Origin of the sequence: Nocardiopsis alkaliphila YIM 80379 (assembly GCF_000341005.1) — a bacterium.
Classification (GTDB): domain Bacteria; phylum Actinomycetota; class Actinomycetes; order Streptosporangiales; family Streptosporangiaceae; genus Nocardiopsis; species Nocardiopsis alkaliphila.
This window is the reverse complement of record NZ_ANBD01000037.1, coordinates 1-20,371: the sequence shown is the minus strand read 5'-3', so window position 1 is coordinate 20,371 and position 20,371 is coordinate 1. Positions and strand designations below refer to the sequence as shown.

Below are 20,371 nucleotides of genomic sequence, written 5' to 3'. Positions count from 1 at the left end.
CGCCCCCCCCAGCCGGTCCGAGGGAACGGCGGGGCGCACCAGCAGTGAGAAGGTGAGCGCGGCCCGCGCCGGGGTGGTGAAGTCGCGTCCCAGCCGGCCCTTCCCCGCGGTCTGATGTTCGGTGACCAGCACGGTTCCCTCGGGCGCGCCTTCCTTGGAACGGATGACGAGGTCGGTGTTGGTGGACCCCGCCTCGGGCACCACCTCCACGCTCCGCCACAGTCCGCCGGGGCGCAGGAGGGCGCTCGTGATCGCTTCCCGGTTCAGGGGGCTGGTCTGGATGCTGTGCTCGCCGGTCATGGCCCCATTACAGCAGCGCCGAGACCTGGTGGTGAAACACCTTCGCCTCACCAGGCTCCGGGTTGAGCTGAAACCACCACATCGGTGATCGCGCACCACTACGTTCAGTTACCGGAGGTGCGTCAGATGACCATCGCGGAAGCGGAGACGGCCGAGAATATGCCGTCTTACTGGGAAGTCGTGCTGCGCGCCTGGGAAGAACTCGACCTGCCCGAAGGCCGGCGAGCCGAGATCATCGAAGGCGACATCACCATCACACTGCTGTCAGGGTTGGCGGAATCTATGAGTAGCGCGGAAGCGAAAGAGCTCGGCGTACCGTCCCACTGGGAAGTCGTGCTGCGCGCCTGGGAAGGACTCGACCTGCCCGAAGGCTGGCGAGCCGAGATCATCGAAGGCGACATCAAGATCATGACTCCCCCCTCTTTCGAACACGCACACATCGTGACCCTGATCCACAAGTGGCTCGTCTTGGAGTGTCACCGGAAGGGAAGCGGGGTCGATGGGGCCGAGGTCTATCAGAACATCGGTGTGCGGATACCACTACGTAGCGGTCTGTACATCCCCGACCTGATGGTGCTACCCGAATCGGTGTTGAGCTCTGGTCCCGAACAGATGGTCAATGATGCCATTCTCGTGGTCGAGGTGACTTCGAAGAACACGGCGAAGAAGGATCGCAAACCCAAGCTGTGGGGTTACGCGCATGCCGAGATCCCACTGTACCTACTGGTCGACCGTTGGGACCCCGACAGTGGCAGGAGCGAGGCCACCCTCTTTTCCGACCCGGAGAACGGTCGCTACACGAGTAGCGTCAAAGTTCCCTTCGGTAAGGAAATCCATCTGCCCACGCCGTTCGATTCGACCTTGGACACGGGCGAGTTTCCTTCCTAGACCGAAAGGTGGCGGCCCCGCACCATCGCCAGTACGGGGCCGCGTGTGGGTCCATCGTGCTCAGCCGGTGTTCTGCAGACCGGCGGCCACCCCGTTGACGGACAACAGGAGCAGCCGCTCCAGGTGCCGACCGTCCTCCTCGGACAACGAGTCCGCCTCCTCCCCGCGCAGTGCCTCCAAGGCCCGTAGCTGCAAGTGGCTGAGCGCGTCCACGTACGGGTTGCGCAGGTCCACGGCGCGGGACAGGATCGCGCGGTTCTCCAGCAGTCGGCTGTGGCCGGTCACCCGCAGCACCAGGCGGCGAGTGAGGTCGTACTCGTTCAGTACCTTCTCGGTGAGTTCGGGACGCCCACCCAGCGCCAGGTAACGCTCGGCGATGGTGCGGTCGGTCTTGGCCAGGCTCATCTCCGCGTTGTCCAGCAACGACGCGAACAGCGGCCACTCCCGGTAGGCGGCTTGGAGCGCGGACAGGTCATCGACGGCGGCCAGGCCGGTGCCGAGCCCGTACCAGCCGGGCAGGTTCACGCGGGTCTGGGTCCAGGCGAACACCCACGGGATGGCGCGCAGATCGCCCAGTCCCTTGGCCGCCCCGCGCCGGGAGGGGCGAGAACCCAGCCGCAGGTCGCCCAACTCCTCCAGCGGACTGACCTGGGAGAACCACACCGCGAAGTCCTCGGTCTCGATCAGCTCCAGGTAGGTCTGCTGCGCGGCGGAGGCGATGGTGTCGGCGTAGGGTCGAAAGCGCGCGGCGGCGGCGCGTTCACGTTCTTGCACCTGGTCGGTGGAGGCCATCAGGACGGCGTGACCGACCTGTTCGATGTGACGTTGGGCGATGGCGGCCTGACCGTAGCGGGCGAAGATGACCTCGCCCTGTTCGGTGACCTTGAAACGGCCGTCGACCGACCCCGGTGCCTGGGCGAGCAGGGCGCGACTGGCCGGGCCGCCACCACGCCCCAGGGAACCACCCCGGCCGTGGAAGAGGGTCAGTCGCACGTCGTGCTCACGGGCCCAGGTGGACAGTCTGGCCTGGGCGTCGTACAGGCGCAGGGTGGCACTGACCGGACCCACGTCCTTGGCGGAGTCGCTGTAGCCGAGCATGACCTCCAGACGGCGGTCGTTGTCGGCCAGACGCCGGCGCACCTGGGGCAGTTCGAGCATCCCGGCCAGGACGTGGGGCGAGGCCTCCAGGTCGGCGCCGGTCTCGAACAGCGGGATGACGTCCAGCACCGGCACCCGCCTGGGCGGCAGTGCGTAGGTGGCCAGCTTGTACACGGCTTCGATGTCTTGGGCCGAGCGGGTGAAGCTGACGATGTAGCGGCGGCAGGCCTCCACCCCGAAGCGCTCCTGGATCCAGGAGATGGTGCGCAGGGTGGCCAGAACCTCCTCGGTACGTTCGGACAACTCACCGCCCGCCTCGAGTTCGGCGAGCGCGGCGGCGTGCACCTCACTGTGCTGGCGGATCTCCAACTCGGCCAGGTGGAAGCCGAAGGTCTGGGCCTGCCACACCAGGTGCTGGAGTTCACCGTAGGCCTGGCGCTTGGCGCCCGCGGCGGCCAGGGAGTCCTGGACCAGCAACAGGTCGCCGAGGAAGGTATCGGCGTCGGGGTAGGACAGGTCGGCGTCGCGTTCCCGGGTGGCGCGCAAGCGTGCGGCGGCCAGGAGCATCAACTGGCGGTGCGGCTCGTTGGGCGAACGCTTCCCGATCCGTGCCATCAGTGTCGGGTAGGCGGCCCTTGCTTCGGCCAGAGCGTCGGTCAGGCCCCGGCTCGCGGGGGTGAGGTTGGAGTAGGCGGTGAGGGTGCGGCCCACCTGGCCACAGGCGACCTCCAGCGCACGCAGGACGTGCTCGGACTGGATGGTGATGGCCTCCCTGGTCACTTCGTGGGTGACGTAGGGGTTGCCGTCACGGTCGCCACCGATCCAGCTTCCGTAACGGACGAACGGGGTGGCCCGTGGGGCCTGGGTGCCGGTGCCGTCGGGGTCGATGGCGGCGTCCAAGGTCCGGTACACGCTCGGCAGGGTCGAGAAGATGGTCTCGTCGAAGGCCGCCAGAGCGGTGCGCACCTCGTCGAGCGGGTCGAGCTTGGTGTAGCGCAACTGGGAGGTGCGCCAGAGCAGGTCGATCTCCTCGAGCAACCGGCGGTGGGCCTCCGCGGCCGCGGTGCTGCCCTGGTGGGAGGCGTGCCAGGCGTCCAGTTGAGCACTGATGCGCTGGATGGAGGTGGACACGGCGCGGCGGCGGGCCTCGGTGGGGTGGGCGGTGAGCACCGGGTGGAACTCCATGCCGGCCACGAGTTCGGCGAGCCGTTCCTCGCCGCCTTCGCCCTCACGGACCGCGCGGACGGCGGCGGCCAGGGACTCGCGAGGCGGGTTGGCGGCGTCGTCGCGTTCGCGCAGGGCGCGCATGCGCTGGTGTTCCTCGGCCAGGTTGGCCAGGTGGAAGTAGACGGTGAAGGCACGAGCGACCTGCTTGGCGCGCTCCAGGGGCCAGGCGCCGACCAGCTCGGTGATCTCCTCGGTGGTGACGGAGCCGTCGCGTGCTCCGATCACGGCGTGGCGGAGTTTCTCGACATCGGCGAGCAGATCCTCGCCACCGCTTTCGGCGAGGACCGTTCCGAGCATCTCACCGAGCAGTTTGACGTCATTCCTGAGTTGCTCGGGAACTTCCTGCCGGGCACTGTCACGTTCTGCACTTACCGCTGTCATGGGGCCGACGATACCGAGATCACCCCTGACCAGATGCGTGCGGGGGTGCGCTTTCGCGCGTTTTACCATGGCGTTAACAATTGTGTCGAAACAGGACGAATTCACAGCGAATCACGAATTTCCTGGAGCACTGAACGCCTTTTGTGCCCGTTCCGCCCCGGATCCCCCCGCAAGCCCCGAAGCTCACGAACCTCCACCTAAGCGAGGGGCGCCCGACTGCTTCGGCCAGGCCCAGAGCTACCCTGAACAGTTATGGCCACCGAAGCCCCAGAACCGCTCTCCGCAGACGAGATCGACATCCACACCACCGCGGGCAAGCTCGCCGACCTGCAGCGACGCAGGTACGAAGCCGTCCATGCCGGGTCCGAGCGCGCCGTGGAGAAACAACACGCCAAGGGCAAGATGACCGCGCGCGAGCGGATCGACGCACTGCTCGATCCAGGCTCGTTCGTGGAGTTCGACGCCCTGGCCCGCCACCGCTCGACCAACTTCGGGCTGGACGCCAACCGCCCCTACGGCGATGGCGTCGTGACCGGCCACGGAACGGTGGACGGGCGTCCCATCGCAGTGTTCAGCCAAGACGTCACCGTCTTCGGCGGATCGCTGGGCGAGGTCTACGGTGAGAAGATCTGTAAGGTCCTCGACCACGCCCTCACCAACGGGTGCCCCGTGGTGGGCATCAACGAGGGCGGTGGCGCCCGCATCCAGGAGGGTGTGGTCGCTCTCGGCCTGTACGCCGAGATCTTCAAGCGCAACACCCACGCCTCCGGTGTCATCCCACAGATCTCCCTGATCATGGGCGCCACCGCCGGCGGACACGTGTACTCGCCGGCCCTGACCGACTTCGTGGTGATGGTCGACGAGACCTCGCAGATGTTCATCACCGGTCCCGACGTGATCAAGACCGTCACCGGTGAGGACGTGTCGATGGAGGAACTGGGCGGCGCCGCCACCCACTCCACCAAGTCGGGTGTGGCCCACTACATGGGCGCCGACGAGCAGGACGCCATCGACTACGTCAAGTCGCTCCTGTCCCACCTGCCGGACAACAACCTCCAGGACACCCCGCCGCTGGCCCCTGAGGAGGACCCGGGCGAGGAGGTCACCGAGGACGATCTGGCCCTGGACACCTTCATTCCGGACTCGGCCAACCAGCCCTACGACATCAAACGGATCATCGAGGCCGTCCTGGACGACGGTGACTTCCTCGAAGTGCACGAGCGCTTCGCCACCAACATCGTGGTGGGCTACGGCCGGGTGGACGGACGCTCCGTCGGCATCGTCGCCAACCAGCCCATGAGCTTCGCGGGTTGCCTGAACATCGACGCCTCCGAGAAGGCCGCCCGGTTCGTGCGCACCTGTGACGCCTTCAACGTCCCGGTACTGACCTTCGTGGACGTGCCCGGCTTCCTGCCCGGCACCGACCAGGAGTGGGACGGCATCATTCGTCGCGGCGCCAAGCTCTTGTACGCCTACGCCGAGGCCACCGTTCCGCTGATCACCGTGATCACCCGCAAGGCCTTCGGCGGCGCCTACGACGTGATGGGCTCCAAGCACCTGGGCGCCGACATCAACCTGGCCTGGCCCACCGCGCAGATCGCGGTCATGGGCGCCCAAGGAGCGGTGAACATCCTGCATCGACGCACCTTGGCGGCGGCCGAGGACGTCGAGGCCGAGCGGACCCGTCTGATCGGCGAGTACGAGGACACCTTGTTGAACCCGTACTCGGCGGCCGAACGCGGCTACGTGGACGGGGTCATCATGCCCTCCGAGACCCGCACCCAGATCGCCAAGGCGCTCAAGGCTCTGCGCAACAAACGCAAGCAGCTACCGCCCAAGAAGCACGGGAACATCCCGCTGTGAGCGCGCCGCACCCCCGGACACATCAGCCACCACGTCTGGTCGTGGTGCGCGGAGAGCCCTCCGCCGAGGAGCTCGCCGCGCTCACCGCCGTGCTCACCGCCCGCGCGGCGGCCGCCCGTGCCGCCGCCGAAAAGGCCGAGCCGAAGCAGGCCCCGTCCGGATGGCGCGACCGTTCACGCGGTATGCGTACCCCGCTGCGCCCCGGACCCGGGGCCTGGCGGATGAGCACGAGGTGACGCCTGACGTGCTCCTTCGTTTCCTAGACTCTTCGTTGAGCGGTCGGCGCGTGATCCGCTCCGCGCCCCAGCTGGAGGTTTTCCCACCGTGCGCAAAGTTCTGATCGCCAACCGCGGCGAGATCGCCGTACGCATCGCCCGCGCCTGCCGTGACGCCGATGTCGAGAGCGTGGCCGTCTACGCCGAACCCGACCTGAACGCCCTGCACGTCAAGGTCGCTGACCAGGCCCACGGCCTGGGCGGCTCCACCCCGGCCGACTCCTACCTGGACATCGGCAAGCTCCTGGACATCGCAGCCACCTCCGGAGCCGACGCCGTCCACCCCGGGTACGGATTCCTGGCCGAGAACGCCGACTTCGCCCAGGCCGTCATCGACGCCGGGCTGACCTGGATCGGCCCGCCTCCGGCGGCGATCACCGCCCTGGGCGACAAGGTCCAGGCCCGCCACATCGCCCAGAAGGTCGGCGCTCCCCTGGTCGCCGGCACCCCGGACCCCGTGGAGTCGGCCGAGGAAGTGGTGGCCTTCGCCCAAGAGCACGGGCTGCCCATCGCCATCAAGGCCGCCTTCGGTGGCGGCGGGCGCGGGCTGAAGGTCGCCTACACCCTGGACGAGGTCACCGACGCCTATGAGTCCGCCGTGCGCGAGGCCGTGACCGCGTTCGGGCGAGGCGAGTGCTTCGTGGAGCGCTACCTGGACAAGCCCCGGCACGTGGAGACCCAGTGCCTGGCCGACCAGCACGGCAACGTCGTGGTGGTCTCCACCCGCGACTGCTCGTTGCAGCGTCGCCACCAGAAGCTGGTGGAAGAGGCGCCCGCGCCGTTCCTGAGCGATGACCAGGTCGAGCAGCTGTACAGCGCCTCCAAGGCCATCCTCAAGGAGGCCGGCTACGTGGGCGCGGGCACCTGCGAGTTCCTGGTCGGGGTGGACGGCACCATCTCGTTCCTGGAGGTCAACACCCGCCTTCAGGTCGAGCACCCGGTCACCGAGGAGGTGACCGGTATCGACCTGGTGCGGGAGATGCTGCGCATCGCCGACGGCGAGGAGCTGGGCTACGACGACCCGGCCGTTCGCGGGCACTCCTTCGAGTTCCGCATCAACGCCGAGGACGCCGGCCGGAACTTCATGCCGGCGCCGGGCACCATCACCGAGCTGGCGCTGCCCACCGGGCCCGGCGTGCGGGTGGACACCGGTTGCGAGGCCGGGTTCACCGTGCCACAAGCCTTCGACTCGATGGTGGCCAAGCTGATCGTGACCGGCCGGACCCGGACCGAGGCGTTGCAGCGCTCGCGGCGGGCGCTGGCCGAGTTCACGGTCGGTGGGATGCCCACGGTGATCCCCTTCCACCAGGCCGTGGTCCAGGACGAGGCGTTCGCCCCGGCCGACCCCGAGCAGCCGTTCGGGGTGTACACCCGGTGGATCGAGACCGAGTTCGACAACCGGATCGAGCCCTGGGACGGTCAGGCCGCCGACGCCGATCCGGCTGAGCGCGAGACCGTGGTCGTGGAGGTCGGCGGTAAGCGCGTGGAGGTCGTGCTGCCGGCGTCCCTGGGCGTGAGCGCGGCCCCCGCCGCCGGCGGGGGGAAGAAGAAGCGCGCTTCCCGTAAGGGTGGCGGCGCCGCCGCGGTCAGTGGTGATGCGTTGGTGTCGCCGATGCAGGGGACCGTGGTCAAGGTCGTGGCCGAGGAAGGTGCGCAGGTCGCCGAGGGTGACACCGTGGTGGTCATCGAGGCGATGAAGATGGAGCAGCCGCTGAGCGCCCACAAGGCCGGTGCGGTGACCGGGTTGAAGGTCGCTCCCGGCGAGACCGTGGGCAATGGCGCGGTCATCTGCGACATCAAGGACGCCTAGCACAGGGGCGCGCACCGACAGGTTCGGTCGAGGGGCATCGTCGAGGAATCGGCGGTGCCCCTTTTTCCGTGCCCCACCTCAGGTCGAGCCTCAGGTCGAGGATTCTGGGTGGTGTGGGGTGGGTGGGTTCTGGTCGAGCCATCCTTGTCCTGAGTCCAGGCGGTGTAGGGCGGCGGTTTCCTCGTCGTCCAGGGGGCGGTTGATGTCGTGGCCGTGTTCGTCGAGGTCGGGGTCGTAACCCTGGTCGGTGGCGTGGTCGTGCATCGGTGTGTCCTTAGTCCGAGCTTGTCCTTAGTCCGTGGCGGTGCGGGGTGGGGGGATGGGGCCTGGGGGTGGGCCGTGTTGGGCGCGTAGGCGCTGTTCCAGGAGGTCGGGGCAGGGTTCGATCTGGGTGCGCCAGTGGGTGCGGGGGTCGCGGTGGGTGGCGATCCAGAGTTTTCCGGTGAAGGCGAACTTGTGGGTGCGGCCCCAGCGCTGGGTCAGGTCTTGGAGGACTTGGCCGGGTAGGTGGCGGGGGTGTCCGTGGTCGTCCATGTGGGCGCCGGGGTGGTCGGCCGGGTGGATGCAGTACCAGCGTTCGCCTTTGTGGGTGAGGCCGTGGGCGGGGCAGAACTTCATCAGGCCACCCCCTTGTTCGGGGTCGGGTTGGTACTCGGGTTCGTGCTCGGGTTCGGGTCCTGGGTGGGGGTGTGGGGTTGGTTCAGGTAGCGGCGGATGGTGTTGCGCAGGGTGGCGAACTCGGCGCGGTCGTCGGGGTTCAGGTCGTGGGTGTAGCGGCGGACCCTGGTGCTGCGGCGGCGTGGGTGTGGGTCGGGTTGTCGTAGTGGTGTGCGGGGTGGGGTGGGGGGTCGGCTGCGGGCCAGGGCTTGGGCGCGGTAGGCGTCCAGGTCGATGAGGATGCCGTGGCCGTACTGGTCGTGCTGGCTGTGTTGGTCGTGTTGGTGGTGCTGGTCGGTGTGGGTGGGGGTGTGTTGCCAGCGCACGCGGCGGTAGCGCAGGTCGATCACCGTGTACCCGGGCTCTTCGGTGACCGGTGCGGGTGCGGGTTCGTCGGCTGGGGTGGTTGCGGGTGTGGGTGGTCGGTGGTGTTTGCCTTTGGGCGCCGGAAGCGGTGCGGGCTCGGTGCTTGAGGGGGCCGGGTCGTTGGTCGGGGCCTTGGTGTGGGGTCCGCAGGTGAAGATCCGTGCGCGGGGGCCTTGGTGGTTTGGGTCGGTGGTCTTGGGTCGGGGTGGCAGGTCGGTGCGGTGGTTGAGGGAGAAGGCGGACTCCGCCGCCAGGGAGCGGATGGTCGACACCTCGGTCGAGGAGAGGTAGCTCATCGGTCCCCCTCGCTGGTGTAAGGGCGACGAGCATCGGCCGGTTCGGACGGGTTCGGGCACAGGGGCGCCATGAGCGCACACCTCCCAGGTCAAGGCCGGGAACGAGAAGCCCGGCGAAACATCGTGCAGTGAAACCATGGTCACCCATGACGCAGAAATCTGCAATGCTTAAATTAATGTTAACCGCTAGTAGTACTTCTATCCGTCAGCATCAATGTGAGAGATGGGAATAATGTCTGACTCTCAGCAACCGGTCATAGGATCGGAGGGAACCGACCCGAGGGGAGACGACACTGTGGCTGGCAGCCCGACCGTGCGCCGCCGTCGCCTGGCGAGGAAGCTTCGAGAGCTTCGAGAAGCAGCTGGACTCACCTCGGACGCAGCCACGAAGAAGGCCGGTTTCTCTCGCGGCAAGCTCACCCGCATGGAGCGCAACGAGTGGGTGCTCCCCGCTCCGGGCGATATCGAGAAACTCCTCGATGTCTACGGCGTCGATGACCCCGCCGAGCGTGGCGCCTACATCGCACTCGCCGAGCAATCACGGCTCAAGGGCTGGTGGGTCGGCTATCAAGACGTACTCGGTAAGGGCGCCTACGTTGGCCTGGAAGCCGAGGCCTCTACGATCCGCACAGTGGAAACCTTGCTGATTCCCGGTCTTCTTCAGACGGAGTCCTACGCTCGCGCTGTGATCCGAGGGCATGGCATCACCGATGAAGAGGTCGTCGCCCGTTCGGTCGAGGCACGAATGATTCGGAAGCAGATCCTCGCTCGCCCGGACGCCCCGAAAGTATGGGCCGTGGTCGACGAATCCGCACTTCGGAAGATCACGCCCGACCTCGCTGACCAGCTTCAATACCTAATCGATGTGCAACGGCCGAATCTGCGGGTGCAGATCCTCCCCGACCGCCTCGGTCCACACGCGGTCATGCCAGGTGGCTTCACCATCCTGGACTTCCCCGAAGACCCGAGCTGTGTATACCTGGAGACCAGTGGCGTGAACACGTTGTTCCTCGAAGAGGTCGACGACGTTCGCCAGCATGAGCTGATGTACGACTATGCCCAGGCCTCCGCTCTCTCGGTCGATGATTCACGACGGTTCATCACTGAAGTCCTGGAGTCCGTGACCTGATCCGGAGAAACTCCATGCTCGATATGTCCCAGAACCTGGTTTTCCGAAAGTCCAGCTACTCCAGCGGCCGGCAGGAGAACTGCGTCGAAGTCTCAGGAGTGCCCACAGGTGCGGCTGTGCGGGACACCCAGAACAGGGGTTCGGGGCACCTGGCCTTTGGTGTCACCGAATGGTCGGCACTGCTCGCGACAACACGCCCAACCCGAGCCTAGCCAAAAACGCGGAGAAGGCCCCCGACCACTGGAAACCGAATATGGCCGGGGCCTTCTCCACATTCGCCCAGCAGGCATCAGACCTTCGCCGAGAACTCGCGAAAGAAGAGCCGGGGTTCGCCGTCTACCGGCCTTCCTGCAGGGCGAAGCCGGCGAGAACCGCGCTTCCCCGATACAGACATCATCCGCCAGAGGTCCAGACCATGTCACCCGCGAGATCCACAGGCTGTGGAAAACTCGGCGCGACGGAGATCTTGAGGACTCCCGGAAGACATCGTGAGCCGAGGCTTCGTTCACCGGCTCCGGTCCGGTTCGAGCTCTTCGCCGGCCTGTTCCGGTCCCGCTTCTCCGAGGGGCTCGGACTTGCGCAACCCGACCAGCGCGGCGGCGCTCAAAGCCATGAGGGTGCCGACCAAGGCTCCCACGCTGTTGACCATCAAGTCCCCCACATCCGCCGTCCGTCCCGCTGCCAACACCCACTGGGACGCTTCGATGGTCAGCGACAATCCCGAACCGAAGAGCAGCCGAGCGGTCCACGAACCGAAGGCGAAGAACGCCACGATTCCGACCGGCACGAACAACAACGTGTTGAGGGTTCGCTCTTGGAGGGCCAATCCACCGCTGTGCCCCCACGGCCCCTCCTCCTCGACCCGGGAGGCGTAGGCCTCCTGCATTTCGAGCTCCTCCTCGATCACCGCCACCGCTTGTGGTGACTCCACCACTTCGCCTTCGGAGTCGGTGAGCACCAACCCACCATCGGGTTTTCCATGGGAGAACAGCCACTCCACCCCCGGCTCATCCCACCTGTGTCGCTCTTCGACTGGGAGCTCCTTCGACGAGTAATGGACGGCGACCTCGTCGTTCACCATGACCGCGACCGGTGAGGGGTAGGGTTCACCACCGATGTCCTGAAAGGACAGCATCGGGTCCCAAACCACCCACCGGTCCCCCTCACCAATAGCCGTGATACTGGATATCGGAGCGACCAGAATCACCAGGTAGACAGTGGTCATGAGCGCGACGATCACGCGCATCGGCGGGCGTAGGCAAGCGAAAGCAAGTGCCGCAGCGAAAGATAACGCCAAGGCCACCGTAATGGTGGTCGGATTGACGTGGTAGAGAACGGTCCAGAGCATTGCGCAAGGATAGCCATATTCCTCGATAGCCGCTTTTCGAGGTGTCCCACCTTCCTCTTTCCCCAGCAAACCCCGCTCCACCGCGACGACCAACACGGGGAGCCATGCACCACCCCCTCTCGAACCCCGGACCCACCCCGGCCTAGAGTGTGGCGCCATGAAGGTGTTGCGATTCCTCCGTGGCCAGCCGCTCGTCCTGGGATCGGTGGCCGCGCTCACCATCGGCCTCGTCCTCCTCGCCCTGGGGCACACCACCGCGTTGGCCCTGGTGGCCGTGTGCGCCATCGGGGTCGTCATCGCCGTGACCGTGCGCGACATGGTCAAGGACCTCATGGCCGGGCACTGGGGCCTGGACGTCCTCGCCGTCGTCGCCATGATCGCCACCCTGTTGGTCGGCGAGTACGTCGCGGGCCTGATCATCGCGTTGATGCTCACCGGCGGCGAGGCCTTGGAGGACTGGGCGGCCCAACGCGCCGGTCATGAACTGGACACCCTGCTCGACCGGGCCCCGTCCTTCGCCCAGAGGATCGACCCGACCACCTCCGAGGTGGAGAGCGTGTCGGTGGACGAAGTGCTCGTCGGCGACCTGTTGGTGGTGCGCTCCTCGGAAGTGCTCCCGGTGGACGGCACCCTGGTCTCCGAACGAGCCGTGATCGACGAATCCTCCGTGACCGGCGAACCGCTACCGGTCACCTACGCCGAAGGGGGACCCCTCCTCTCCGGCACGGTGAACAGCACCGAGACCTTCACCATGCGGGCCGAGGCGACCTCGGAGGACTCCCACTACGCCTCCATCGTGCGGCTGGTGCGCGAAGCCGTGGAGTCCCGGGCCCCCATGGTCAGGTTGGCCGACCGCTACGCGGTGCCCTTCACCGTCGTCTCACTGACCATCGCCGCACTGGCCTGGTACTTCAGCGGAGACCCGACCCGTTTCGCCGAAGTACTCGTGGTGGCCACGCCCTGCCCGTTGTTGATCGCCGCCCCGGTGGCGTTCATGGGTGGAATGAGCTCGGCGGCCCGGTTGAACGTGATCGTCAAGGAGGGCGGGGCCTTGGAGACCCTGGCCCGGGTGCGTTCGGCCGCCTTCGACAAGACCGGCACCCTCACGCGGGGCAGGCCCGAGGTGGTGGACGTCCGTTCGGGCGAGCTCTCGGCCGAGGAGACGCTACGACTGGCGGCCACCGCCGAACAGTACTCGGTGCACGTCTTCGCCCAACCGATCGTCGAGCAGACCCGACGACTCGGCACGGTGCTCGCCGAGGTCGAGTCGGCCGAGGAGATCGCGACCAACGGAGTGCTGGCCACGCTGGCCGACGGCACCGAGGTGCGCGTGGGCAAGCCCGCGTTCATCGAGGAGGTCGTCCAAGGACTGGAGCGGGTCGAACCGGACGCGGGCCAGAGCGCGGTGTACGTTTCCATCGACGACCGGTTGGCCGGCGTGGTCATGTTGTCCGACCCCCTGCGCGAGAACGCCGCTGCCACGGTGGAACGGCTCAGGAAGCAGGGCGTGGACACCGTGGCGATGGTCACCGGTGACGTGCGGCCCACGGCGGAGGCGATCGCGGCCCAAGCCGGGATCTCCCGGGTCCACGCGGAGACCACGCCACAGACCAAGGTGGAAATCGTCCAAGGCCTGAAACCCAGGCCGGTGCTGATGGCGGGCGACGGCATCAACGACGCCCCCGTGCTGGCCGCCGCCGACGTGGGTGTCGCGATGGCCGGGCGCGGGGCGACCGCCGCCAGCGAATCGGCCTCGGCCGTGATCACCTCCGACGACATCGGCCGGGTCGCGGACGTGGCGCACGTGAGCAAACGCACCGTGTCCATCGCCCTGCAATCCATCTGGATGGGCATCGTCATCTCGGTCGGCCTGATGCTGGTGGCGGCCTTCGGTTACCTGCCCGCCGTCGTCGGGGCGTTGTTGCAGGAGGTCGTCGACCTGGTCGCGATCCTCAGCGCGCTGCGCGCGCTCCGCCTCCACCGCGAGCTCGAACCCTCCACGGCCCGGCCCTCGAAGGCCCCGACGCCCTTGGCGTAGTCCTCACTCCTGGGGATCGTCGCTGTCCGGTGGGTCCACCCGGATCCGGCTCGTGAGCCGGTAGTCGACGTGGACGTCCTCGTAGACCACCCCGGTCTGGACGTTCTCCCGGGGAAGGCCCGTGCGCTCGCTCCCGGAGGCCCCCTCGTGGTTCGGATGTCCCCAGGACCGGGATCGGACGCGGGGCACCTCGTGGAAGGTCAGTTCGTCGGCGGACACGGAGGCGCTGATCCACGCGTCGTCCTCCGGCTCGCCGGACCCGTGGTCCTCACGTTCAGTGGTCACCGTTCGTCCTCGTCCACGATTTCTTCGGCGGCTTCGCCGACGTCCGCCACCGCTTCCCCCGCGTCCTCCACGGCACCGCCCGCGCCCCGACCCACGTCCTCCACGGCATCACCCGCGCCTCGGCCCAAGGCCCCTGCGGCCTCTCCCGCGCCGCTCGCCACCTCGTCGAGCGAGGACTCCACCCCCCGGGCCACGTGTTCCAGGATCTGTGGGTTCGCATCGATGGTCTTCAGTACGCGCGCGATGATCTCCCGGACGTTGTCGAGCCGGACCCTGAGCCTGGCCTCGGCTTCGACCCCCTTGATGGTGAGGCCGACACGTCCGAGTTCGACGTCCGCGCCCACCTTCAGTTTGAGCAGGTCCAGCACTTCGGCTTGGAGGGAGACGGAGGCTCGTAGGTCCTCCACCTCGAGCTCGATCTCGTCGACCTTCACCACCGGGACGTCGAGGAACACATCGGTGTCCTCGCTCTCGGCCCCACGCCCGGTGTTCTCGCGGCGTGGACGGGGCACCCTTTCGGCCCTCGCCGAGCGTCTCGCCGATGCCTTGGTCTCGGTGCCCCCTTCGGGCGATGTGCCTTCCTTCGTGGTCTTCCCACCTCGGACCCGGCTCCGACCCTTGCCGGCCCCCTCACCGCTTCGATCCATCTTCTTCGCGCCCTTCTGGACGGTTCGGGCGGCCCACCAGGAACGAACGCTTGCCCGATTCGTCACCTTCTGAGATATATGTGAGGATTTTCGCCCCATGTACCCCTGGGCACCACCACGAAACGCTCCCGTCCCACCCTCGACGACACATCCCGACGAGGTGGTCGACCAGAGCCCCCACCGGTCGCGGCGCGGGCCGGATGGACGCTGACACCGACCCACGGCCTCGCCGCCGGCCACACCCCACCGACGAAGAAGGGTGCGTGTTCGCTCGGTGCCGAGTCCGTCCACGAGAACATCGAAGACCGCTCCGCCCGCACCCGGGCCGCCTGGCACGGCGCCCGATTCGATGGCGGCGCGGCCCGGTGTTCCTCGGGCGGCCCGGAATCCGTCCCTGTGTTGCCCACGCACATGGACGGACCCGGGCCACCGAGGTCTTCCGCACGGCGGTGCTCCACCGGCTCACGCCACACGGGTGTTCTCCGGTCACGAACGAACGCCCCCCTCGGCCCTGGAATCGCACTTCACCAGGGGTCTCCACCGAACCCATGGCCGGTACGGTTCCTTCGGTCGCCACCGAGGACCTCGCCCGCCGCGATGCCTCGGGAACGACCGGCCCGGCCGTCCGGGCCGACCTCGATGCGTCCCTGCTCCCCAACGAAGGCCGCATCAAAAGAGTGGGGTGCCGTCCTCGCCGATCGCCTGCGATCGGCGTACCGGAGGTGGGGTCCTCCCGGTGGCGGGAGGGCCCCGGGCTCGGGCGATCGCCTCGGCGACCCCTCGGCGGTGTCGCGAAGTGGTCGCTGCGGTGGCTCGTGCCCGTCCCCGGAAACGGACCTGCTCGGGTCCGCCCGGAGGGGGAACGGGTTCGATGACGGTGACGTCGAGGGGGTGGCGTTCGAACGAGGCCCGTTCCGGCGCGGGTTCGACGGACGACGCCTCCGCGTTCTCGGTGCTGGGCCGATGGACCCGTTCCGGCAGGTCGGAGGAGACGGTGCTCGACGGTGTGTGGTGCTCCACCAACAGAACCGGTGGGGTGTCCTCGACGTCGAAACGACGCCAGGCCGTGCTACCGACCTCGTCACGTTCGTTGAGCCGCAGGTGCAGGTGGGACTCGCCGTGTTCCAGGGCCCATCGATAGGCCTCGGTCACGTCGAACTCCACGCCCCCCTCCACGGAGCACTCGGGCCGGCCACCCTTGACGTTGCGGGTGTCCAGCAGGGCGCGAGACGGGGGCTGGTCGCTCCACGTGGTCGTGTCGTCGAAGGGGTCCACCCGGTGCAGTTCGACGTGGGAGTCACTGACGCAGTCGTAGGACCAGGTCACCTCTGTGCGCAGCGCGACGGAGTCCACAGTCGTCTCCGGCCCGAGTTCGACGGGGAAACTCAGCAGGAGTCGCCGGGTGTAGACGCGGTCCCATTCCAGGTTGCCCACTCCCGCGTCGGCGAATTCGCTCTCGCCAGAGGGCCGTCCAGGAAACGCTCGGTCCACCTGGGCCCGAAACGAACTCTCGACCGCCATTCGGCCGCCCTCGGAAGGCGTGGCCTTCGACGATTCCCCATGGGCTTCTTCCTGAACGAAGGCCTCATCGCCCTCGGGCCCGAAGACGCGCTCGGCTCCGGGGCCGGACACCCGCCCACCGGTCGTTTCGGAGTCGCCACCCCACGACGGCAGGGTCAGGGCGGAGGCCACACAAGCCGCCGCCACAAGGGCAAGGGGACGACGCACGACGGGGGGAGCCTATCTATTTCGACTGCGACCGAAAAACATTCATCGAGAGCGGAAAGGTGCCGCTCGCCACACGAATAAATTACCAAAGACATCGAGCCGCCCACAAACCCTGAAAGAATATCTGAAGACCGAAACCAGGGTTCTTGCAAATACAAACATGAGGACCACAGCGAGCCCTACCACCAGGGCAAACGCTGAATTTTACGATGGATGCCAAAGAAGGTGAACCGTAAATGCATTTGATCCTTGACCGAAACCCCTTACCCCAAAAAGGATATCCGAAAAAGCGCTCTGGGGACACACCTTCGCAAGGCTTTATTCTCCCCTTCAAAAACCCTTCGGAGAACAAGGCCGAAAACGGGCTCCTAGAGGCACCGACAAAACCACTGGCTCGCCCCTCCCTCGAACACGGGGGTCCGTCCACCGGCACGTCGATCCCCGCCGGCCAGGGCGAGCCGACCCGTCCGGCCACGCCGCGCCTCGCTCGTGCCCCTGACCTGAGCCCGTCCCTGGGCCCTTGGTCGCCCCGTACGCCCGCGAACGAGGCGATGGACCGACCGTTTCCCTCCAAGGCCAACGGGTAGCCCTGACATCGAGTTCGGAGCGGCGTGATCCACACCACCCGCTCAAGACACGGCGATTCGGGGGAACGCCGATGGACGCGTCATCGCCCGCTGTCCAACAGCCGCGCCACGGCCGCAACGTGACCGCCGGCATCCTGTTCGGCCTGGGCACGATCGCCTTCGTCGACGAGGTGGTCTTTCACCAGATACTGCACTGGCACCATTTCTACGACCGTTCCACCACCGCCGTGGGTCTGGTCTCCGACGGGCTCTTCCACGCCTTCAGTTGGTTCGCCACCGTCGCGGCGCTGTTGATGGTCGCGGCGCTGCACCGCGAACGCACCCTTCAGGGCCTGACCTTCACGGCCGGGTGGTTGACCGGAGCGGGGTTCTTCCAGCTCTACGACGGCCTGGTGCAACACAAGCTGTTGGGACTGCACCAGATCCGCTACGGGGTGAACCTGGTGCCCTACGACGTGACGTGGAACGTCATCGCCGGTGTGTTGCTCCTCGCCGGGGTCGTGCTGTGGATCATCACCGGCAGACGAGCACGCCGGTCGTCGCGAGCAGATTCCGCCCGGACCTGACCCGTGGACCATCACCACGAACACCGAGCCCCCGAACCGACCCCGTTCGGCTTGGGCGAATGGTCGGTACCGGCTCTGCTGATCCTCCTCCTCACCGCCTACCTGGTGGCGGTCCTGAGCCTGCGCGAACGCGGTACGCGGTGGCCCATGACCCGCACCCTCGCCTGGCTCGGTGGTCTCCTGCTCGTGGGTGCGGGGCTGGTCGGGCCTTTGGCCGAACGCGCCCACCACGACTTCGTCGCCCACATGGCCGGACATGTTCTGCTGGGCATGCTGGGCCCGCTGTTCCTGGTCCTGGCCGCGCCGGCGACCCTGGCCCTGCGTGTCCTGCCCGTGGGTGCGGCCCGGCGCCTGTCCCGGCTCCTGACCTCACCACCCGCGACGTTCCTGACCAACCCGTTCATCGCCGCGCTGCTCAACATCGGTGGTCTGTGGGTGCTCTACCGCACCGGGCTCTACACCGCCACGCACACCGACCCGCTGCTGCACGCCGCGGTCCACATCCACGTGCCGGCCGCCGGATACCTGTTCACCTTCGCCATCCTGGGAGGACCCGATCCGGCGCCGCACAGGCTCTCGGCGCCTTGGCGCGCCTGGGCGCTGGTGGCGTCCATCGCCGCGCACAACGTCCTCGCCAAGGTCCTGTACGCCACCCCGCCCGAGGGGGTACCCGCGGAGCAGGCCCGCGCCGGGGCCGAACTCATGTACTACGGGGGTGCTCCGGTCGAGATCGCGTTGATCTTCCTGGTGTGCCGACCCTGGCTGTTGCCTTCACGGGAACACGCTCCACCTCGCAGGAGCCTGCCCTGAAGGCCGCCACCCCGTGGGCAGGGTGATCCTCATCGCCCTCGTGGACGGGAAGAGCCTGCGCGGTCGGGCCTTCACGTCGAGGTGACACGGATACCACTCGGGCGTATATGGCAAAGGCGAGTAAACAGGGTTAAAGTTCTCCACCGTGACGAACATTTGGGGACTGACGCGAAGGTGGCACATCGACCTGTGCCGCCTCGACAGCCACGCGTGTAGCTAGGTCCACGCGCGCCCGCTCGGGTCGCGCGCCGCCACGCCTTCTCCCCATCGTCACCTCCTCCGGTGACGCCCGCACACCCTTTCCCTCACTGGAGCTCCCGCGCGTCCGGCCGACCGTCGGCCTGCCCAAGCTCCAGTGCTTCACCCGCTTGGAGCCACTTCCGTGTCCGCAACGACCGAACAGGTCAAGCCGAAGCGGCGTATCCCGCTTCCTTCCTTCGGAGTCCAGGTCCTCATCGGCCTCGTCCTCGGCCTCGCCCTGGGCGTGGTCGCCGTCCAGATCGGCCCGGTGGGCGATGGTGAGCCGAACTGGCTCGCCACCACTTTGCAGACCATCGGCAGCACCTTCGTCGCGCTGCTGCGCACGATCGTCCCACCGCTGATCGTCCTGGCCGTCATCTCCTCCATCGCCAACCTGCGCAACGTCACCAACGCCGCGCGACTGGCCGGCAAGACCCTGCTCTGGTTCGCGATCACCGCCCTGGTGTCGGTGGCCATCGCCATCGCCCTGGGTCTGACCATCCGTCCCGGCTTGAACAGCGCCGTGGACGCGGGGAACGCCGCCGAGCCCACCAACCAGGGTTCCTGGCTGGCCTTCATCGAGAGCCTGGTGCCGGCCAACTTCCTGGGTCTGGCCGCGAGCACCTCCGCCACCGACGATGGCGGCCTGAGCACTTCGTTGAGCTTCAACGTCCTGCAGCTGATCGTCATCGCGGTCGTCCTGGGCATCGCCGCGGTCAAGGTCGGCAAGCCGGCCGAGCCGTTCATCGCCTTCACCGAGTCGACCCTGCAGGTCGTGCTCAAGGCGTTGTGGTGGGTCATCCGCCTGGCCCCGATCGGCACCGTGGGTCTGTTGGGCAACGCCGTCTACAGCTACGGCTGGACCACCATCGGCGCGCTCGGCCAGTACACGGTCACCATCTACGTCGGCTTGGCGCTGGTGCTGTTCGTCGTCTACCCGATCGTCGCGGCCGTCAACGGCCTGTCCCCCGCCAAGTACTTCACCGGGGTGTGGCCCGCGGTCCAATTGGGCTTCGTGTCCCGTTCCTCCATGGGCACCCTGCCGGTCACCCAGCGGGTCACCGAGCAGAACCTGGGCGTGCCGCGTTACTACTCCGCGTTCGCGGTGCCGTTCGGGGCGACCACCAAGATGGACGGCTGCGCCGCGATCTATCCGGCGATCTCGGCGATCTTCGTCGCCCAGTTCTTCGGGATCGACTTGGCGATCACCGACTACCTGCTGATCGTGTTCGTGTCGGTCATCGGTTCGGCCGCCACCGCGGGCACCACCGGCGCCACGGTCATGCTCACCCTGACCCTGTCCACCGTGGGCCTGCCCTTGGAGGGCGTGGGTCTGCTGCTGGCCGTCGACCCCATCCTCGACATGGGCCGCACCGCCGTGAACGTGGCCGGTCAGGCACTGGTACCGGCCATCGTCGCCAAGCGCGAGAGCATCCTCGACGTGACCCGGTACAACGCCCCTCGTGGCGCCACCGGATTCGTTCCGTTGGACGAGCCCGGCACCCTCTCCGCCCAGGAGCAGGCCGCCGAGGCCGCCACCGAGGAGGCCGAGGAACGCGACCCCGAGGGGGAGCGCACCACCGCGGGTTCGGGTGCCAAGGGCTGACCCCGCTCATCGAACGAAGGGCCCGCCGGAAGCCAGGAGCGTCGGTGGGCCCTTCGTGCGTTCGCATGCGGGTATCAACCGCGTGGGACTCGTGGGAGAGCTTCGCCACAGGTCACGTCCTCGGAGTCCGGCCGGGAACCGTGCGGTTCTCCCATTCGTCCTTTCTGGACAAGGGAGGCGAGAGGATCGACATGTTGCGCCGCTTGGTAACGCCCACAGTACTGAC

The 20,371-nt window shown here is 67.4% G+C and carries 19 protein-coding genes; 10 read left to right on the top strand and 9 right to left on the bottom strand.

The annotated features are described in order from the left end of the window. On the bottom strand, positions 1-300 hold a 300-nt coding region (locus D472_RS0105345; RefSeq protein ID WP_026117408.1), incomplete at its 3' end, for a biotin--[acetyl-CoA-carboxylase] ligase. Between the two features lie 84 nt (positions 301-384). On the opposite strand from D472_RS0105345, the gene D472_RS0105340 reads away from it, so the two are divergent. Further along, positions 385-1,188, top strand: coding sequence for a Uma2 family endonuclease (locus tag D472_RS0105340; RefSeq protein ID WP_239642918.1), 804 nt, complete (start codon positions 385-387; stop codon positions 1,186-1,188). A 60-nt stretch (positions 1,189-1,248) separates the two neighbouring features. Here the strand turns inward: D472_RS0105340 and D472_RS0105335 are convergent, their stop codons facing one another. Further along, positions 1,249-3,894 (bottom strand): phosphoenolpyruvate carboxylase, encoded by a 2,646-nt coding sequence (locus D472_RS0105335; RefSeq protein ID WP_275040590.1) that lies wholly within the window; start codon positions 3,892-3,894, stop codon positions 1,249-1,251. Between the two features lie 252 nt (positions 3,895-4,146). Here D472_RS0105335 and D472_RS0105330 point away from each other — a divergent pair, with 252 nt between their 5' ends. The 3 genes from D472_RS0105330 (at position 4,147) to D472_RS0105320 (ending at position 7,842) form a co-directional block, all read left to right on the top strand. Continuing rightward, positions 4,147-5,757, top strand: a complete 1,611-nt coding sequence (locus D472_RS0105330) for an acyl-CoA carboxylase subunit beta (RefSeq protein WP_017603471.1) — start codon at positions 4,147-4,149, stop codon at positions 5,755-5,757. Continuing rightward, a complete protein-coding gene (locus D472_RS0105325) occupies positions 5,754-5,993 on the top strand; it encodes an acyl-CoA carboxylase subunit epsilon (RefSeq protein ID WP_017603470.1) in 240 nt (79 codons plus the stop codon). The genes D472_RS0105330 and D472_RS0105325 overlap by 4 nt, the downstream gene beginning before the upstream one ends. A gap of 88 nt (positions 5,994-6,081) precedes the next feature. Further along, positions 6,082-7,842, top strand: coding sequence for an acetyl/propionyl/methylcrotonyl-CoA carboxylase subunit alpha (locus D472_RS0105320; RefSeq protein ID WP_017603469.1), 1,761 nt, complete (start codon positions 6,082-6,084; stop codon positions 7,840-7,842). A gap of 90 nt (positions 7,843-7,932) precedes the next feature. Here the strand turns inward: D472_RS0105320 and D472_RS28410 are convergent, their stop codons facing one another. The 3 genes from D472_RS28410 to D472_RS0105305 are packed head-to-tail and all read right to left on the bottom strand — an operon-like array spanning position 7,933 to position 9,161. Next, positions 7,933-8,106, bottom strand: coding sequence for a hypothetical protein (locus tag D472_RS28410; protein WP_017603468.1), 174 nt, complete (start codon positions 8,104-8,106; stop codon positions 7,933-7,935). A 27-nt stretch (positions 8,107-8,133) separates the two neighbouring features. Further along, positions 8,134-8,460: a hypothetical protein gene (locus D472_RS0105310; RefSeq protein ID WP_017603467.1), complete on the bottom strand. Its 327-nt coding sequence runs from the start codon at positions 8,458-8,460 to the stop codon at positions 8,134-8,136. Then, complete coding sequence (locus D472_RS0105305) at positions 8,460-9,161, bottom strand: hypothetical protein (protein ID WP_026117406.1); 702 nt, start codon at positions 9,159-9,161, stop codon at positions 8,460-8,462. Before D472_RS0105305 ends, D472_RS0105310 begins: the two co-directional genes overlap by 1 nt. Positions 9,162-9,393: 232 nt before the next feature. Here D472_RS0105305 and D472_RS0105300 point away from each other — a divergent pair, with 232 nt between their 5' ends. Continuing rightward, complete coding sequence (locus D472_RS0105300) at positions 9,394-10,290, top strand: helix-turn-helix domain-containing protein (RefSeq protein WP_338036511.1); 897 nt, start codon at positions 9,394-9,396, stop codon at positions 10,288-10,290. 14 nt (positions 10,291-10,304) lie between these two features. Beyond that, on the top strand, positions 10,305-10,502 hold the full coding sequence (locus tag D472_RS27420) for a DUF397 domain-containing protein (RefSeq protein WP_083903388.1): 198 nt from the start codon (positions 10,305-10,307) through the stop codon (positions 10,500-10,502). Positions 10,503-10,795: 293 nt separating this feature from the next. Here the strand turns inward: D472_RS27420 and D472_RS27415 are convergent, their stop codons facing one another. Then, entirely contained in the window at positions 10,796-11,638 is an 843-nt protein-coding gene (locus tag D472_RS27415) for a VanZ family protein (RefSeq protein ID WP_161625098.1), read from the bottom strand. Between the two features lie 157 nt (positions 11,639-11,795). Between D472_RS27415 and D472_RS0105290 the strand changes: the two genes are divergently transcribed. Next, complete coding sequence (locus tag D472_RS0105290; protein ID WP_017603464.1) at positions 11,796-13,676, top strand: heavy metal translocating P-type ATPase; 1,881 nt, start codon at positions 11,796-11,798, stop codon at positions 13,674-13,676. A 3-nt stretch (positions 13,677-13,679) separates the two neighbouring features. Here the strand turns inward: D472_RS0105290 and D472_RS0105285 are convergent, their stop codons facing one another. From D472_RS0105285 to D472_RS27075, 3 genes are all read right to left on the bottom strand, one after another. After that, on the bottom strand, positions 13,680-13,961 hold the full coding sequence (locus tag D472_RS0105285; RefSeq protein ID WP_017603463.1) for a hypothetical protein: 282 nt from the start codon (positions 13,959-13,961) through the stop codon (positions 13,680-13,682). Then, a complete protein-coding gene (locus D472_RS0105280; RefSeq protein WP_239642917.1) occupies positions 13,958-14,473 on the bottom strand; it encodes a hypothetical protein in 516 nt (171 codons plus the stop codon). The genes D472_RS0105285 and D472_RS0105280 overlap by 4 nt, the downstream gene beginning before the upstream one ends. 804 nt (positions 14,474-15,277) lie before the next feature. Continuing rightward, complete coding sequence (locus D472_RS27075) at positions 15,278-16,336, bottom strand: hypothetical protein (RefSeq protein WP_152447906.1); 1,059 nt, start codon at positions 16,334-16,336, stop codon at positions 15,278-15,280. Between the two features lie 658 nt (positions 16,337-16,994). Here D472_RS27075 and D472_RS0105270 point away from each other — a divergent pair. The 3 genes from D472_RS0105270 (at position 16,995) to D472_RS0105260 (ending at position 20,145) form a co-directional block, all read left to right on the top strand. Then, positions 16,995-17,489: a DUF2243 domain-containing protein gene (locus tag D472_RS0105270; protein ID WP_026117404.1), complete on the top strand. Its 495-nt coding sequence runs from the start codon at positions 16,995-16,997 to the stop codon at positions 17,487-17,489. A gap of 3 nt (positions 17,490-17,492) precedes the next feature. Next, a complete protein-coding gene (locus D472_RS0105265; RefSeq protein ID WP_017603459.1) occupies positions 17,493-18,299 on the top strand; it encodes a cytochrome c oxidase assembly protein in 807 nt (268 codons plus the stop codon). A 382-nt stretch (positions 18,300-18,681) separates the two neighbouring features. Continuing rightward, positions 18,682-20,145, top strand: a complete 1,464-nt coding sequence (locus D472_RS0105260; RefSeq protein ID WP_017603458.1) for a dicarboxylate/amino acid:cation symporter — start codon at positions 18,682-18,684, stop codon at positions 20,143-20,145. Positions 20,146-20,371: the final 226 nt, after the last annotated feature.